Raw genomic sequence first — 14,087 nt, 5'->3', positions numbered from 1 at the left:
GAGGGAAGTAACCATGGCTCAATCTACTGTAAGTGCGGATCGGGACGCGAGCGCGCGCGGCGACGCCGGTTTCGGTTCCGCGCTGGCGTCCGCTGTCGGGTCGTTACGGCAAGTCGGCGCGTCGCTCGCGCCGTGGGTCGCACCGCTTCTGATTCTCCTCGCATGGGAAACCGCCGCGCGCAGCGGCGTGCTGTCGACGCGCGTTCTGCCCGAACCGCTCGCCGTCGTGAAGGCCGCGTGGTCGCTGATCCAGTCGGGCGAGATGTGGGCGGACGTGAAGGTCAGCACGTGGCGCGCGGTGTCCGGATTCGCGATCGGCGGTGGGATCGGTCTCGTGCTCGGACTCGCGACGGGCCTCTTCAAGCCGGTCGAAATCGCGCTCGATTCGACCGTGCAGATGATCCGCAATATCCCGGCGCTCGCGATGATCCCGCTCGTGATCCTCTGGTTCGGCATCGAGGAGCAGGCGAAGGTTTTTCTCGTAGCGCTGGGTGTGTTTTTCCCCGTCTACGTGAACACGTTTCACGGCATCCGTTCGGTCGATTCCAATCTCATCGAGATGGCGCGCAGCTACGGCGTGAAGGGTTTCGCGCTTTATCGCCATGTGATCCTGCCCGGCGCCTTGCCGTCGATTCTCGTCGGCGTGCGCTTCGCGTTCGGGCTGATGTGGGTGACGCTGATCGTCGCGGAGACGATTTCCGCGCAGTCGGGCATCGGCTACATGACGATGAATGCGCGCGAATTTTTGCAAACCGATGTCGTCGTGGTCGGCATTCTGCTGTACGCGGCGCTCGGCAAGGTCGCCGACGTGCTGGCAAAAAGCCTGGAGCGCGTGTCGCTGCGTTGGCATCCGGCTTATCAACGGGGAGGCAAGGCATGAGCGCAACGACATTCTCATCGTCGTTCGGCGGCATCGCGGGCAGCGATCTCGAAGCGGAACTGGCGCAGGCGCGCATCGCCGATCGCGACGCCGGCCTGGCCGCGGACTCGCAGCCACGCGACACAGCCCACGGCTATGTGCGCGACGCGAGCGCGGCGGGCGAACCAAACGGTCCACGTCGCGAGAACAACGCGGCCGACTATTCGGTCCGGTTGCGCGGCGTCGGCAAGCAGTATGGCGAGCGCAAGGTGCTGACGGACTTCGACCTGTCGATCGAGCGCGGCAGTTTCGTCGCGATTGTCGGCCGTAGCGGTTGTGGGAAATCGACGTTGCTGCGTCTCGTCGCCGGTCTGGAGAAGACCACGGCGGGCGTGCTCGAAAAGCGTGCCGAAGACGGCCGGCCGCTCGACACTCGCATCATGTTTCAGGACGCACGCCTGTTGCCGTGGAAGAGCGTGTTGCAGAACGTGATGCTCGGACTGCCCCGCAGCGCGCGGGAAGACGCGCGTGCGGTGCTGGCCGAAGTTGGATTGCTGGAGCGAGCCGGCGACTGGCCCGCGCAACTGTCCGGCGGTCAGCGTCAGCGTGTCGCGTTGGCGCGGGCGCTCGTGCATCGTCCGCAACTGCTGCTTCTGGACGAGCCGCTCGGCGCGCTCGATGCACTGACGCGCATCGAAATGCATTCGCTGATCGAGCGCCTGTGGCGCGAGCACAAGTTCACCGCCTTGCTCGTCACGCATGACGTGCACGAGGCCGTCGCGTTAGGCGACCGCATCCTTTTGATCGAAGAAGGGCGCATCGCGCTGGATCAGCCGGTGCCGCTCGCGCGCCCGCGAGCGCGTGCGTCGGCGGGCTTCGCGGCGCTCGAAGAACATGTGCTGCAGCGCGTTCTGAAAAATGCGCCAAACGACGACGCATTGTCCGGACAGCCCGAAGACGCACGCGGCACGCGTAGCCAGGGCCGCTTCCGGCGGCCTACAGACGTCCGCTGGGCTGTCTGACGTCCTTGACTGACTGTTTTTAATCGCTTCCCTGGAGTCACTTGCAATGAGCATTTCCGCAATCAACGTACGCAATCAGTTCAGAGGCAAGGTCAAGGAAATCATCCGTGGACCGGTTGTGTCCGAAGTCGATGTCGACACGCCGTTTGGCATCGTGACTTCTGTGATCACCACGCGCTCGATCGACGAACTCGACCTGCAGGTCGGCTCGGAAGTCGTCGCGCTCGTCAAGTCGACGGAGGTCTCGATCGCGCGCCTGTAAGCGCCGCGCTATTTCGCGTTCGCGCCGCTCGCGGGCGGCTCGTGCATCATCTTGTCGTTGGTCGGCTTGCGCGGACGCTTGATCGGCATGTTGTCCGGGTTGCTCGATCCTGTCGAGCCGGAGGCCGCCTCGGGCGGCTTCGCCATCGACGACGCGGCGTCGCCCGGCGCCGCCGGCTGCTTTGCCGGCGCAGCGGAGCCTTTGGAAGCCGTTGATCCGGCTTGCGCCGCTTCGGCCGCTTTGGCCGCTTTGGCCGTTCCTGCCCACGGCGCCGTTTCGCCTACACACATCGCTGCCAGTGCGGCGACTGCGGACAGAGCTGTCAGAGTGCTTCGCTTCATCTCCTTCTCCTTGTGCGTGCTTCGCAGCCGGTCGGATTGCGTGAGTTCGGGATAGACCCGGCTTGCCGGCGAAAATTCACGCGCAAAGCCATTCGGCCATGACGATGCACCAATGCGACTGCATTCGCTCTCGAAACTTGCTAGGATGAATTTAGCCATTTCGACGGAGGCAGCCATGTCGAAGTCATTGAGTCCCGAAGCGATCGAAGCGTTGCGCCGCTTGAACGAGGTCGGCGTGGGTCAGCCGCCGCCGCGATTCCCACAGACCGTAACCGCTGAATTGCTGGCTTGCGGGCTCGTCGCCGAGGCAAGCGGGGACGAAGTCGAAATCACCTGTAACGGCAGGCAGTACCTTTCAGGCGATTGCGATTGAGCATGAATGCCGGCGATTACGCGATGCGGCATCAGCGCGTGTGACGGCGTTCGCGCGGCGCAAGTATCGCGTTGACGCGGCGGGCACGCTGGCCGCTGCGAACGTCCTCGGGAAGCACGGCAGACGTGGAGGTGAAGATGGAGCCGAAAGGGCTCGACATGGGAGATTACCAGGAGCGCTATCAAGACTACGACATCGAAGTCGCGGTCGAACAGGTGCTCACCGGCGTCAAGGCGCATTTCCGGGTGCTGCGGGGCAGCGCAGTGGTGGTCGACTGGCGGCTGGTGCATATCGACAGCCTGTGGCCCACCGAGCACGCCGCGGCCGAAGCAGGTTTTCGGGCCGCGCGCGAAGTCATCGACGCAGGTGTTGCGGGTTGAGGCCGCTTGAATCCGTAAACTGAAGAGGGCGCCGGCATCGGAACCCGATGCTCGGCGCCCTCTGAGCTTGCCGCTAAGCGCAGCAAGCTCGGCAGCGAATGCTTAGTGGCCGAAGAAAACCGACTGCGGACCCGATGCCGGTTCACGCGTGCCCGATTGCGACGACGCGTTGTTCACGCCACCGTAAGCGTTCGATTCGGCGTTAGCGCGTTCAGCCGCGACGGTCTGCGCGTTCTGGCCTTGTTGCGAAGCCGGTGCGCCGACCGACGGACGATAGAACGGTGCCGGGCCGTAGCCGCTTGCAAAAGCCGGTGCAGCGATCGAGGCGGAAACGGCAACGAGAAGGGCGGCGATAAATTTGGTCTTCATGATGTACCTCCAATGATGTTCGACTTTCGGAATGGCGTCGCAGGAGCCGGGGCTGTGGGTGCAACGTCGATGGAGGCAGTGTATACCCCTACTATCGAGAATTTGTGCCGATAATTTGAAATTACTGTTCTTGCTGGTGAAATAATCGGGCGATCGTAGAGCGGGCGGGGCCCAGCGACGGTCTGGCCCCGATCGCCAAGCGATAGATGCGGGTTAAAGACCTGATCGGGAAGGGGTTTTACGGGGTGATTAGCGGACAAACAGCGGGGCGTCACGGAAGCGGAGACGATAACCAAACCAACGACCCAAAACAAAAACGGCGTTGTGATTTCTCACAACGCCGTTTGCAATCAACTTCAATCTTTACTGCCGAAATTCTTTGGGGTGGCTGATGGGGCTCGAACCCACGACAACAGGAATCACAATCCTGGACTCTACCAACTGAGCTACAGCCACCACTGAGATCTGCTTTGACTTGCCGGAAAACCTGACTCGCCAACGAAGAAACGAGATTATACGAACACATTCCGCGTTTGCCTAGTCCTTTATTCAAAAATTTCGGCTGGCTCACGCAGATGCTGTCTCGCCTCGTTGAAGATAGAGAGGTCGCGCGCAGCGAGGCGCTTGCTATCTGACAGCACGCGACGCCAGCCGCGCGCACCCGCTTCGCCCCGATAGAGACCGAGTGCGTGACGAGTGATCGCACCAAGATAAGTGCCGCGCGCCATCTCGGCTCCGCAATATTCGATGAGCTTCGCCTCGACCTGCTCGCGCGTGAGCGGCGCTTCGGTGGACCCGTAGAAGCGCGCGTCCACATCGGCCAGCATATACGGATTGTGGTACGCCTCCCGCCCGAGCATCACGCCGTCGACGTGTGCAAGATGTGTCTGCACTTCGTCGAGCGTCTTGATCCCACCGTTGATGATGATCTCCAGTTGCGGAAAGTCGCGCTTCAATTGATACGCGTAGTCGTACTTGAGCGGAGGGATCTCGCGGTTCTCTTTCGGGCTCAGCCCTTTGAGAATCGCGTTGCGCGCATGAACGATAAAGACGTTGCAACCGGCACCTGCGATGGTGCCGACGAAGTCGCGTACGAAGCCGTAATCCTCGACGGCATCCACGCCGATTCGATGTTTGACCGTGACGGGCACGGAGACGACGTCGCGCATGGCCTTTACGCAGTCGGCCACCAGTTGCGGCTCGTTCATCAGACACGCGCCGAACGCGCCGCGCTGCACACGCTCCGATGGGCAGCCGCAATTCAGATTGATTTCGTCATAGCCCCATTGCTCGCCGAGCTTCGCCGAGCGCGCGAGATCGTCTGGCTCGCTGCCGCCGAGTTGCAACGCGACGGGCGCTTCGTCGGGCGTGAATGCGAGATGGCGCGGCACATCGCCGTGCAGCAGTGCGCCTGTCGTCACCATTTCTGTGTAGAGCCACGTGTGACGCGAGATGATGCGATGAAGCGACCGGCAATGACGATCGGTCCAATCCATCATGGGGGCGACACTGACGCGGCGCGGACTGGCAGTACTAGCTGAAGACATGGGGCGGCCAAAGGCTTGAATCGAAACCGCAATTTTAGCGCAACGCGGGCGATTGCCCCGGCGGCGCCCGAGTGGCCCGCGGCCTCGCTGGATTTGCCGATCAGCTGTCTGAATGCACGGACAGGCGCCTTAGGTCCCAAGTCGTTCCCAGTCGTCGAATCGACCGCTTGATTCAATGGCTGCGTCCGCCATGCCCGCCGCCGCTCCACGAACTGCCGCCGTGGGATCCCCCATAGCCCCCATATCCGCCGCCGTGGCCGCCATGCCAGCCGCCGTGACCGCCGTGCCAACCGCCGCCCCAGTGTCCGCCGCCGCCGTGGTAGTAGCAGCACGGTCCGCCCCAGCCGCCCCAGATGCCGACCGTGCCGTACACCGGCGCGTAGGGTGTGCCATATCCGTAGCCATAAGCGGGGTAATAGGGTTGGGCGTAGGCGTAGTCATAGCCGGGCGCGACTGCGCATCCGCTGACGCCCGCGACCACGGCCAGCAATGCCATCGATGCAAAGAGTCTGCTCACAATCGCCTCCCGTCCTCACATAAAGGATCAGAAAGATCGCGAGCCCGAGAGTTCAGCCGCATTTGTGTCCGCGCATTACGATCGCACCGAGTGCCTGCGCAACGCGCACCCTTGCGCCGCACCGGTACTCCAAGGCGCGTGCTGCATGCGGCGATCGAAGGCGCATCGGCGCATCCATTGCGCGGTAACACCTGGTTAATCTTCTGCAACAGAACAGCCCGCCGCTGCTCTTATCATGCGATGCAATTGATCGGAAGAACGCTTCAGCGCTTGCGCAATGGTTCGATCATCGACGACAGACCGTTGTGATCGATCTCGTGCATCAGCGCGAGCAGCTGTCCAATCTCGCCCGGCGGAAAGCCCTGGCTCGCGAACCAGTTGAGGTAATGGCCGGGCAGGTCGGCTATCAGGCGACCCTTGTACTTGCCGTAGGGCATCACACGCGTGACCAGCAGTTCGAGGTGTTCGGGATTCATCGTGATGCACCGGCGCAAGGAATGTTGGGCGACGCGTGCTTGCACTGCACGCCTGCACGGCATTCTAGCCGTGCTGCAGGCATCGCGCGGGCATGGTAACTTGAGCGGTTTATGTTCATATAACTAACAAGGAAAGCTTCCATGGAATACCGCAGACTCGGCGATTCGGATGTACAGGTCAGCCTGATCGGACTCGGCACCATGACGTGGGGCGAGCAGAACACAGAGCAGGACGCGCACGCTCAGATCGACTACGCGCTCGATCATGGCGTCAACCTGATCGACACCGCGGAGATGTATCCGGTGCCGCCGCGCGCCGAGACGCAAGGTTCGACCGAGCGATTTATCGGCACGTGGCTCGCGAAGCATCGCAGCGCGCGCGAGAAAATCGTGCTCGCTACGAAGATCGCGGGCCCCGCGCGCCAGCCGCATAACCCGCGACATATCCGCGGCGAGACCAACCAGTTCGACCGTAAAAACCTCACTGAGGCGCTGAACGACAGCCTGAAGCGCCTGCAAACGGACTACATCGATCTGTACCAGTTGCACTGGCCGGATCGCAATACGATGACGTTTGGCCGTCCGGCCTATCCGTGGGTCGACGATGAATACACAGTGCCTATCGACGAAACGCTGTCCGTGCTCGCCGACTTCGTCAAGGCGGGCAAGGTGCGCCATGTGGGCGTGTCGAACGAAACGCCGTGGGGCGTCGCGCAGTTCCTGCGCGCGTCGGAAAAGCTCGGCTTGCCGCGTATCGTCAGCATCCAGAACCCGTACAGTCTGCTCAACCGCACTTACGAGGTGGGGCTTTCCGAATACGCGCACCGCGACAACATCGGCCTGCTCGCGTATTCGCCGCTGGCGTTCGGCTGGCTGTCCGGCAAGTACGAAGGCGGCGCGCGGCCGGCTGGCGCACGCATATCGCTGTTCGAGCGCTTCCAGCGCTACAGCAAGCCCCAGGCGATCCAGGCCACCACGCGTTACGTCGAACTGGCAAAGCGCCATCACATGTCGCCGGCCCAGTTGGCGCTTGCCTTCGTCAATAGCCGGCCGTTCGTCACGAGCAATCTGATTGGCGCGACCTCGCTCGATCAGTTGAAGGAGAACATTGCGAGCGCCGACGTAAAGCTGTCGCAGGACGTGCTCGATGAAATCGACGCACTGCATCAGCTGCAGCCGAATCCGGCGCCCTGAGTTCGCTGGGACATGCAACGAAAGGCAAATGTCCCTCCCTGTCGGCAAATCACGACCTAAACTGTGGTGAGCAGGACGGGCTTCTGCCTTCGTGTCGTGCTTTTGCGCGCGGCGCGGCGCGCACGAATGGTAGGATGCAGCCCGGAAAATCGGCAGCGGCGGCGGGTTTTCAGCCGCACTGTTCACACTCGGCGATAGCACTCAGGACATCGAATGGCGCAACAAAAAACGAACCCAAAACTCGAGCAGGCGCTGACGCGCGGGGACCTTGCGATCCGTCAGGCGAATTCGGCGCGGGCCACCGCGCTGCTGCGCGCGCTAGCCAAAATGATCGTTGATGCTTCGGCGACGATCGGCGTCGAAGCATTCACACTGATTCCGGACGGCGACAAGATTTACGATCCGGCCGACGGTCTCTGGCCGCAAGAACTGCAGATTTCGCTCGACGGTCCGGTCGAGGACGCCGATCCGGACGAGATCCGCACCGTGCGGCTGATTGCCGACGATCCGGGCACGATGTTCCGGGTTGAATGGCAGCGTGCCGATGGCAAGATCGGCCGTCACGAAGGCGGCCCGTTTGCGACAGTCGCGTTCATCTCGGACGTCGACATTCCCTGGACCGACGAAGAGGACTGAGCTCGCGTCCGTGCAGCAAATTCATTCGTGGGCGCTGACCCATCGGGTCAGCAGCCCTCGAATTGTCCGCGCCTCTCTGCCGCGCGGCACGAGTTACTTCAGCACGAGTTACTTCATCATCCGGCGCCGAAACAGCACTGCAGCGACGATAAACCCGCCCACCGCATAACCCGCCAGCACGGCCGCGTGCCACAGGGCGTTGTCGAGCGGGCGACCAAGCATCGCAGGCCGTATCAGATCGACCGCGTGCGCCAGCGGCAGGACCTCGGCCGCACCACGCGCGGCGGCAGGCAACTGCGAGATCGGGAAGAACACGCCGGAGAGCAACAGCATCGGCGTCAACACCAGCGTTTGATAAAACATGAAAAAGTCGTACGACGGCGCGAGCGCGGTCACGACCATCGCGACACTTGCGAACGCGAGGCCGGTCAGCACGATCACGGGCAACGCGAGCAGCACTGACGGAAAACTGGCGTAGCCGAGCGCGCTCGCCACCAGCATGATCGCGGCGCCCGACAACACCGACTTGCTGGCCGCCCAGATCACTTCGCCAAGCACGATATCGCCGAGCGTCAACGGCGTGTGCATGATTGCTTCCCACGTGCGTTGCACGTGCATGCGCGAGAAGCCCGAATACATCGACTCGAAACTCGCGGACATCATGACGCTCGACGCAACGGTGCCCGCTGCTAGGAACGCGATATACGACACGCCGTCGACGCGGCCGACCATCAGCCCGAGACCGAAACCGAGGCCGAATAGGTAGATCATTGGGTCGGCGAGATTGCCGAACATGGAGGCGAGCGCGAGCTTCTTCCACACAAGGTAGTTGCGGCGCCAGACCGCAATCCAGTTGACCGCGTTCGCGGGCAACGCGGCGAAGGGGGCCTGCATGGGTGGCGTGGCTTCGTTGCTTCGATAAGTGCGTGCATCCATTGCGTGTCTCGTGCAGTGTCGATGGAAGTCAGTCCTGCATTTCGCGGCCCGTGAGGCGCAGGAATACATCCTCGAGATTCGCCGGGCGGTGCAGATAGCGCAGGTCCGCTCGCTGCTTCAGTCTCGCATGCACTGGCCCGGCGTCGTTCACATAACAGAAGAGCGTCTCACCGCTGATCTCGGTTCGCTGTGCGAGCGGCGCAAGCTCATCGCGTAATGCGAACGGATCGGGGCCGAAAATCTCGATGACGTCGCAGCCGATTTCCGACTCGATCAGCTCCCTTGGCGCGCCTTCCGCAATCTTGCGTCCTTCTTCGATCACGCACAGCCGGTCGCATAGCCGCTCGGCTTCTTCCATGAAGTGGGTGGTCAACAGGATCGTCTTGCCACGCGCGAGCAGCGAGCGCAGTCGCTCCCAGATGAGATGGCGTGCCTGCGGGTCGAGGCCGGTAGTCGGCTCGTCCATGATCAACACATCGGGATCGTTGACGAGCGCCCGCGCGAGCGTGAGGCGCCGCTTCATGCCGCCCGACAGTTCGCTCACGCGCGCGTCGGCCTTGCTCTCCAGCCGCGCGAATTCCAGCAGCGACGGCACCATCGCGCGGCATTGCGCGGCGCTCAAGCCGAAGTAGCGGCCGAACACCAGCAGGTTCTCGCGGACGGTAAAGTCGGGATCGAGGTTATCGAACTGCGGCACCACGCCCACGCGCGCCCGCGCGATGCGCGCCCGGCCGGGAATCGGCTCGCCGCACAGGCGGATCGAGCCGGCGTCCGGCGTGGCAATGCCGAGCAGCATGCGCAATGTGGTGGTCTTGCCGGCGCCGTTCGGTCCGAGCAGGCCGAAACACTCACCGACGTCGACATGAAACGACAGTCCGTCGACAACTTTCTTTTCGCCGTAACTTTTTTCAACCTGCTGGAATTCGATAGCGGTGTCGGGCATGGATAGGGATCGAGGCTCAGGCAAAAGAGGCGAATCGACGGGAAGGCTGCTCATTCTAGGTCATCAGCCGGGAAATGGCGGTTTAAGGAGCGCCCCGCGCTGTGGGTTCTTGCACTGCCGCAAAGGCGTCGCCGGCGTTGTCCTCATCGAGTGTGCCTCGTATGCACAAGGCCGGGGCGTGCAGCAATCGCACTTAGCGTTTTCCATCCCTTGCAAGCTGAATTGCGGCGCACCATGATTGATTCAGACCGCGCTTTTGCGGAAAGGGGAAGAACGATGGCGAGCTACCAGAAAATCCTGCTGTGCTACGACGGCTCGCGTGAAGGCCGCAAGGCTCTGCGTTGCGGCGCCGACCTTGCGCTGGATCTGAAGGCGCAAACGCATCTGCTTTCGGTGGTGGACATGCGTTCGAGCATTGCGCAAAGCGCGGGACTGCTGACGGACGTCGCGTGCGGCAGCTTCGAAAAGACCGCGCGGGACATCCTGCAAGAGGGCGTGGACTGGCTGACCGAGCGCGGCGTCAACGCGCAGGGTCACTTTGCGTTCGGCCATCCGATCGACGAGATCGCCAATCTTGCCAACGAGTTGCACGTCGACCTGGTGGTGGTGGGCCACCGTTGCCGCACAGGCTTGTCCCGATGGTGGATGGGTGCCGGCAATACACCGCTGCTCGACCGGGTGTCATGCAGCATTCTGGTCGCGTGCTCTTCAGCGCATGAGCAGCAGCAGGAAGCGGCCTGACGATGCGGTTCGGGCGCACGGCCACCCGCGCCGGGCATGCAGCCTTGGTGCGGGTGGGTGCTCGTGAGCTTTGGTCCGGATGAACGCGGAGGACGGAGTAGCGGGCGGCGCGTGTGCATTACGAGTGCATTGCGTCAGATCGGCCGCGTGCGCGTTCGATGTGTCAAGCCGCGCCTGGCGCTCACTCGTTCAGATTGACCGCCGCCAGCTTCCACGTGAAAAGACCCTCGCGCATGAAGATGGCGGAGTAACGCGCGTCCCCGGCACCGTGCTGGTATGTGACGGCGAACTCGTTGAGGCCGCGGTAGCCGGCTGTGGTTTGCGGCGGTTGGGGCGGGGTGGCCCTATCAACCGCGTTGCCGTTCGGATCACCCGTAGCGCCGCCGGGCGTGCGGCTGTCCGCACCGGACGATGCGGGGGCGGGCGCATTGGCAGCGGGCGGATTGCCGGTCACCGGCGCGGCGTTGGGCCGCTCACCCGGCTCGCCGCGCGGCGGCATGCCGTTCAAAAGCGCAGCCACGCCGTCGGGTGTTGCATACGCGTCGACGAGCGGGCCGATCAACGCGACGCCAATCATCGCGCCGATCGCAGCCAACGGAATACCGTTTCCATGTGAGTCAAGCCGCCGCGTCAGCAAGCCCGTGACTTGCTGCTTCAGGCTCTCGCGCAATGCAGGAAAATCGACATACCGATTCACCGTCTGCGCGTCACGTGCGTCGGCGGCGCGTTTGAGGTTGTTGAGCGCGATATACGGGGAGGCATAAGCGAAGCCCAACGCCGCGATCAGCGCGATCACGATCAACGTGACGGTAAGCGTGACTGCAAGCGGACGGGCGCTGCGCTTCCTGGGTGTTGAAACTGCCATCGAGCGGAAATCTCCATCAGGTGTGATCTAACGTGGACCGCAACCGCGCTGAAACGATCCGTGCGCTGCCACAAACCATGTGAGCGACGCGCCCCACACCTCACAACTCGTCAGGACTCGAACACCGCTCCGTGGACGTTGGTTTCCTCGGCGATGCAACGGTCAATCATGCGGCACACCGCGTCTACAGTGCCGACCATGATGAGCCGCGACGGCCCGTGGTACACGCGCACCGGCGCACGGCGCTCGGGCTCGGCAGTATTGAGCCCCGAGTTCAGCGACACGCGAGCGAATGCCGGCAATGAAGACGGCAACGCAGCCTGCCGGTCGGACCCGCGAGCGGGCAAGTCGAACAGCGACGCGGTAGCAGCCGTGGACGCTTCGATCAGTGAGCAAGGTACCAGCTTGCGCAGATGGCGCAGACGGCCGAACTGGCGAAACGGCAACAGGCGGGCAAGGCGTTCCATGAGTCTCTCCGGGCGATTCAACATGAGTACTGCTTTAGTCGGTGAGCAGGCGAGCGGTTGGCTAATGACGCACTGAGCTTGTCGCTCATTAAGCCAAACCCGTGCTGTCAGAATTCGCCCGGGCGGATAAGCCCGACAGCGATTCCTTCCAGCGCGAAATCCGCACTGCCTGTCTCAACGAAGATGTTCTCGTAATCGGGGTTCTCGGCAATCAACTCGATACCGTTCGCGCGGCGCTTCAGGCGCTTGACCGTGACGTCGTCGCCAAGCCGCGCAATGATGATCTGGCCGTCTTTGGCCTCGCTTCTTTTCTGCACCGCGAGCAGATCGCCGTCGAAGATACCCGCGTCGCGCATGGACAGCCCGCGCACCTTGAGCAGGTAGTCGGGCTTGCTCGAGAAGAGCGCCGGGTCGCACGCATAGTGTTGGGCGATATGTTCCTGCGCGAGGATCGGGCTGCCGGCGGCAACCCGGCCGATGAGCGGCAGCGACAGTTGCATGATGCTGGCGTGCGGCAACGTGAACTGATGCGGCGCCTCGTCCGGGCCAGCAAGCAGGCGAATGCCGCGCGACGCGCCGGCCGCGAGTTCGATCACGCCCTTGCGTGCAAGCGCCCGCAGATGCTCTTCAGCCGAATTGGCCGAGCTGAAGCCCAGTTCGGCGGCGATTTCCGCACGCGTGGGCGGAAAACCGGTGCGCTCTATGGCCCGGCGGATCAGATCGAAAACCTGCTGCTGTCGTGCGGTGAGTTTGGTCATGGCGCCACTGTATGGATGAACAGGTGCCTGTATTTTTATACAGTATCCGGCGCAATTCAAGCTTTACTTTAAGTTTGCGGCTCGACCCCTCGCTGGAACGTCGTAAATCGACGTCAAGACATCCGTTTTCATGCCGCAACGCCTTATCTGGCTGTCATTACCACTTTTGCGTATTAAAAAATGAATAAACATTATTTTTAATGATGAAAGCCCCTGGATAGACTAGCCTCCAGTCGCTCATGTGCACGTGACCCGACGCAAAACAACACACGCTGTTTCAGCGCACCAACATGCGGAGAACTTGGCATGAACAATCACGAAGCGGGCCGGGCAGGCAGGAGCCGAAAACTTATCGCAGCGCTCGCGTTCGGCGCGGCAGCCGCGCTTGGCGTCCTTGGCGCGGCGGGCCAGGCGCAAGCCGCCGACACGACGCTGCTCAATGTGTCCTACGACCCCACTCGCGAGCTCTACCAGGATGTGAACCAGGCTTTCGCCAAAGAATGGAAGGCGAAGACCGGCGAGACCGTCACGTTCAAGCAGTCGCACGGCGGCTCGGGTGCGCAGGCGCGCTCGGTGCTCGACGGCTTGCAGGCCGACGTCGTGACGCTCGCGCTCGCTTATGACATCGACGCCATCGCGAACAAGGGTTTGATCGATAAAGGCTGGCAGAAGCGCTTGCCCGACAACGCGTCGCCGTATACGTCGACGATCGTGTTTCTGGTGCGCAAGGGCAATCCCAAGCACATCAAGGATTGGGACGATCTGACCAAACCCGGCGTGTCGATCGTGACGCCGAATCCGAAGACCTCGGGCGGCGCGCGCTGGAACTATCTCGCGGCATGGGCGTATGCAGCGCATCAGCCGGGCGGCAATGAGCAGAAGGCCAAGGAGTTTGTCGGCAAGCTGTACAAGAATGCCGGCGTGCTCGATTCCGGAGCGCGCGGCGCGACCACCAGCTTCGTGCAACGCGGCATCGGCGACGTGCTGATTGCGTGGGAAAACGAGGCGTTTCTGTCGCTGAAGGAATTCGGTCCGGACAAGTTCGAAATCGTCGTGCCGTCCGTGAGCATTCTGGCCGAGCCGCCGGTGGCGGTGGTAGATAAGGTCGTCGACAAACATGGCACGCGCAAGCTGGCCGAAGCGTATCTGAACTTCCTGTACAGCGAGCAGGGCCAGGAAATCGCGGCGAAGAACTTCTACCGTCCGCGTTCGAACAAGGTTCCGGCCGAACTGACCTCGAAGTTTCCGAAGCTGAAGCTGTACACGGTCGACGATTCGTTCGGCGGCTGGGCCAACGCGCAGAAGACGCACTTTGCCGACGGCGGCGTGTTCGATTCGATCTACCAGCCTCAGTAACACCGCCCATGTCCGCGCCGCGGCAGGCGCGAACCGAGGCAACGT

Annotated in this window: 19 protein-coding genes and 1 tRNA gene; 9 read left to right on the top strand and 11 right to left on the bottom strand. The window is 62.5% G+C overall.

The features are described from left to right. Nucleotides 1–13: 13 nt before the first annotated feature. The 3 genes from ssuC to ACTJLB_RS21635 are packed head-to-tail and all read left to right on the top strand — an operon-like array spanning nt 14 to nt 2,143. A complete protein-coding gene (gene ssuC / locus ACTJLB_RS21645; RefSeq protein ID WP_440784409.1) occupies nt 14–880 on the top strand; it encodes an aliphatic sulfonate ABC transporter permease SsuC in 867 nt (288 codons plus the stop codon). After that, nucleotides 877–1,881 carry an ATP-binding cassette domain-containing protein gene (locus tag ACTJLB_RS21640; RefSeq protein WP_440784408.1) on the top strand — a complete coding sequence of 335 codons (1,005 nt, stop codon included), beginning with the start codon at nt 877–879 and terminating at the stop codon, nt 1,879–1,881. The genes ssuC and ACTJLB_RS21640 overlap by 4 nt, the downstream gene beginning before the upstream one ends. A gap of 46 nt (nt 1,882–1,927) precedes the next feature. Further along, nucleotides 1,928–2,143 carry a TOBE domain-containing protein gene (locus ACTJLB_RS21635; protein WP_020065782.1) on the top strand — a complete coding sequence of 72 codons (216 nt, stop codon included), beginning with the start codon at nt 1,928–1,930 and terminating at the stop codon, nt 2,141–2,143. Nucleotides 2,144–2,151: 8 nt separating this feature from the next. Here ACTJLB_RS21635 and ACTJLB_RS21630 read toward each other — a convergent pair whose 3' ends face one another. Beyond that, on the bottom strand, nt 2,152–2,484 hold the full coding sequence (locus ACTJLB_RS21630; protein WP_408485054.1) for a hypothetical protein: 333 nt from the start codon (nt 2,482–2,484) through the stop codon (nt 2,152–2,154). 175 nt (nt 2,485–2,659) lie between these two features. On the opposite strand from ACTJLB_RS21630, the gene ACTJLB_RS21625 reads away from it, so the two are divergent. Both ACTJLB_RS21625 and ACTJLB_RS21620 read left to right on the top strand, forming a co-directional pair. Beyond that, a complete protein-coding gene (locus ACTJLB_RS21625; protein WP_087750954.1) occupies nt 2,660–2,857 on the top strand; it encodes a hypothetical protein in 198 nt (65 codons plus the stop codon). Nucleotides 2,858–2,994: 137 nt separating this feature from the next. After that, the gene (locus ACTJLB_RS21620; RefSeq protein ID WP_027775201.1) at nt 2,995–3,237 is read left to right on the top strand and encodes a DUF6566 family protein; all 243 of its coding nucleotides are present in this window, start codon (nt 2,995–2,997) and stop codon (nt 3,235–3,237) included. A gap of 102 nt (nt 3,238–3,339) precedes the next feature. Here the strand turns inward: ACTJLB_RS21620 and ACTJLB_RS21615 are convergent, their stop codons facing one another. The 5 genes from ACTJLB_RS21615 to ACTJLB_RS21595 all read right to left on the bottom strand — a co-directional run bounded on the left by ACTJLB_RS21615 (nt 3,340) and on the right by ACTJLB_RS21595 (nt 6,146). After that, on the bottom strand, nt 3,340–3,606 hold the full coding sequence (locus tag ACTJLB_RS21615; protein ID WP_020065786.1) for a hypothetical protein: 267 nt from the start codon (nt 3,604–3,606) through the stop codon (nt 3,340–3,342). Between the two features lie 380 nt (nt 3,607–3,986). Continuing rightward, nucleotides 3,987–4,062 (bottom strand) — tRNA-His (locus tag ACTJLB_RS21610). Nucleotides 4,063–4,151: 89 nt separating this feature from the next. Beyond that, nucleotides 4,152–5,153, bottom strand: a complete 1,002-nt coding sequence (dusA, locus tag ACTJLB_RS21605) for a tRNA dihydrouridine(20/20a) synthase DusA (RefSeq protein ID WP_440784407.1) — start codon at nt 5,151–5,153, stop codon at nt 4,152–4,154. A gap of 172 nt (nt 5,154–5,325) precedes the next feature. Then, nucleotides 5,326–5,670: a hypothetical protein gene (locus ACTJLB_RS21600; protein WP_440784406.1), complete on the bottom strand. Its 345-nt coding sequence runs from the start codon at nt 5,668–5,670 to the stop codon at nt 5,326–5,328. Between the two features lie 263 nt (nt 5,671–5,933). Then, entirely contained in the window at nt 5,934–6,146 is a 213-nt protein-coding gene (locus ACTJLB_RS21595) for a DUF3820 family protein (RefSeq protein ID WP_440784405.1), read from the bottom strand. Nucleotides 6,147–6,287: 141 nt separating this feature from the next. On the opposite strand from ACTJLB_RS21595, the gene ACTJLB_RS21590 reads away from it, so the two are divergent. Further along, nucleotides 6,288–7,340 (top strand): NADP(H)-dependent aldo-keto reductase, encoded by a 1,053-nt coding sequence (locus tag ACTJLB_RS21590; protein ID WP_440784404.1) that lies wholly within the window; start codon nt 6,288–6,290, stop codon nt 7,338–7,340. A 213-nt stretch (nt 7,341–7,553) separates the two neighbouring features. Further along, nucleotides 7,554–7,976: a hypothetical protein gene (locus tag ACTJLB_RS21585; RefSeq protein ID WP_020065791.1), complete on the top strand. Its 423-nt coding sequence runs from the start codon at nt 7,554–7,556 to the stop codon at nt 7,974–7,976. Between the two features lie 108 nt (nt 7,977–8,084). Here ACTJLB_RS21585 and ACTJLB_RS21580 read toward each other — a convergent pair whose 3' ends face one another. Then, a complete protein-coding gene (locus ACTJLB_RS21580) occupies nt 8,085–8,912 on the bottom strand; it encodes an ABC transporter permease (RefSeq protein WP_408417972.1) in 828 nt (275 codons plus the stop codon). A 28-nt stretch (nt 8,913–8,940) separates the two neighbouring features. Beyond that, the gene (nodI, locus tag ACTJLB_RS21575) at nt 8,941–9,855 is read right to left on the bottom strand and encodes a nodulation factor ABC transporter ATP-binding protein NodI (RefSeq protein WP_020065793.1); all 915 of its coding nucleotides are present in this window, start codon (nt 9,853–9,855) and stop codon (nt 8,941–8,943) included. Nucleotides 9,856–10,131: 276 nt separating this feature from the next. Here nodI and ACTJLB_RS21570 point away from each other — a divergent pair, with 276 nt between their 5' ends. Then, nucleotides 10,132–10,596, top strand: coding sequence for a universal stress protein (locus ACTJLB_RS21570; protein WP_020065794.1), 465 nt, complete (start codon nt 10,132–10,134; stop codon nt 10,594–10,596). Nucleotides 10,597–10,777: 181 nt separating this feature from the next. On the opposite strand, the gene ACTJLB_RS21565 is transcribed toward ACTJLB_RS21570, so the two are convergent. The 3 genes from ACTJLB_RS21565 to lexA form a co-directional block, all read right to left on the bottom strand. Beyond that, the gene (locus tag ACTJLB_RS21565) at nt 10,778–11,461 is read right to left on the bottom strand and encodes a DUF2939 domain-containing protein (RefSeq protein WP_440784403.1); all 684 of its coding nucleotides are present in this window, start codon (nt 11,459–11,461) and stop codon (nt 10,778–10,780) included. A 110-nt stretch (nt 11,462–11,571) separates the two neighbouring features. Beyond that, nucleotides 11,572–11,928, bottom strand: a complete 357-nt coding sequence (locus tag ACTJLB_RS21560) for a hypothetical protein (protein WP_088174594.1) — start codon at nt 11,926–11,928, stop codon at nt 11,572–11,574. A gap of 107 nt (nt 11,929–12,035) precedes the next feature. Then, the gene (gene lexA / locus ACTJLB_RS21555) at nt 12,036–12,686 is read right to left on the bottom strand and encodes a transcriptional repressor LexA (RefSeq protein WP_027775193.1); all 651 of its coding nucleotides are present in this window, start codon (nt 12,684–12,686) and stop codon (nt 12,036–12,038) included. A 306-nt stretch (nt 12,687–12,992) separates the two neighbouring features. On the opposite strand from lexA, the gene ACTJLB_RS21550 reads away from it, so the two are divergent. After that, the gene (locus tag ACTJLB_RS21550; RefSeq protein ID WP_440784402.1) at nt 12,993–14,042 is read left to right on the top strand and encodes a sulfate ABC transporter substrate-binding protein; all 1,050 of its coding nucleotides are present in this window, start codon (nt 12,993–12,995) and stop codon (nt 14,040–14,042) included. The last annotated feature ends 45 nt before the right edge of the window (nt 14,043–14,087 follow it).

This window comes from Paraburkholderia sp. 22098 (assembly GCF_052045935.1).
Lineage (GTDB): Bacteria > Pseudomonadota > Gammaproteobacteria > Burkholderiales > Burkholderiaceae > Paraburkholderia > Paraburkholderia caledonica.
The sequence above is the reverse complement of the archived record's forward strand: the minus strand, read 5'-3'. Positions and strand labels throughout refer to the sequence as shown.

Bases quoted from the DNA above. Each gene is read 5' to 3' on its own strand.
- ACTJLB_RS21640 (WP_440784408.1), top strand. From the start codon at position 877: ATGAGCGCAACGACATTCTCATCGTCGTTCGGCGGCATCGCGGGCAGC.
- ACTJLB_RS21635 (WP_020065782.1), top strand. From the start codon at position 1,928: ATGAGCATTTCCGCAATCAACGTACGCAATCAGTTCAGAGGCAAGGTC.
- ACTJLB_RS21595 (WP_440784405.1), bottom strand. From the start codon at position 6,146: ATGAATCCCGAACACCTCGAACTGCTGGTCACGCGTGTGATGCCCTAC.
- ACTJLB_RS21630 (WP_408485054.1), bottom strand. From the start codon at position 2,484: ATGAAGCGAAGCACTCTGACAGCTCTGTCCGCAGTCGCCGCACTGGCA.
- ACTJLB_RS21590 (WP_440784404.1), top strand. From the start codon at position 6,288: ATGGAATACCGCAGACTCGGCGATTCGGATGTACAGGTCAGCCTGATC.
- ACTJLB_RS21560 (WP_088174594.1), bottom strand. From the start codon at position 11,928: ATGGAACGCCTTGCCCGCCTGTTGCCGTTTCGCCAGTTCGGCCGTCTG.
- ssuC (WP_440784409.1), top strand. From the start codon at position 14: ATGGCTCAATCTACTGTAAGTGCGGATCGGGACGCGAGCGCGCGCGGC.
- ACTJLB_RS21615 (WP_020065786.1), bottom strand. From the start codon at position 3,606: ATGAAGACCAAATTTATCGCCGCCCTTCTCGTTGCCGTTTCCGCCTCG.
- ACTJLB_RS21580 (WP_408417972.1), bottom strand. From the start codon at position 8,912: ATGGATGCACGCACTTATCGAAGCAACGAAGCCACGCCACCCATGCAG.
- nodI (WP_020065793.1), bottom strand. From the start codon at position 9,855: ATGCCCGACACCGCTATCGAATTCCAGCAGGTTGAAAAAAGTTACGGC.
- ACTJLB_RS21550 (WP_440784402.1), top strand. From the start codon at position 12,993: ATGAACAATCACGAAGCGGGCCGGGCAGGCAGGAGCCGAAAACTTATC.
- ACTJLB_RS21585 (WP_020065791.1), top strand. From the start codon at position 7,554: ATGGCGCAACAAAAAACGAACCCAAAACTCGAGCAGGCGCTGACGCGC.
- ACTJLB_RS21620 (WP_027775201.1), top strand. From the start codon at position 2,995: ATGGAGCCGAAAGGGCTCGACATGGGAGATTACCAGGAGCGCTATCAA.
- ACTJLB_RS21565 (WP_440784403.1), bottom strand. From the start codon at position 11,461: ATGGCAGTTTCAACACCCAGGAAGCGCAGCGCCCGTCCGCTTGCAGTC.
- ACTJLB_RS21625 (WP_087750954.1), top strand. From the start codon at position 2,660: ATGTCGAAGTCATTGAGTCCCGAAGCGATCGAAGCGTTGCGCCGCTTG.
- dusA (WP_440784407.1), bottom strand. From the start codon at position 5,153: ATGTCTTCAGCTAGTACTGCCAGTCCGCGCCGCGTCAGTGTCGCCCCC.
- lexA (WP_027775193.1), bottom strand. From the start codon at position 12,686: ATGACCAAACTCACCGCACGACAGCAGCAGGTTTTCGATCTGATCCGC.
- ACTJLB_RS21570 (WP_020065794.1), top strand. From the start codon at position 10,132: ATGGCGAGCTACCAGAAAATCCTGCTGTGCTACGACGGCTCGCGTGAA.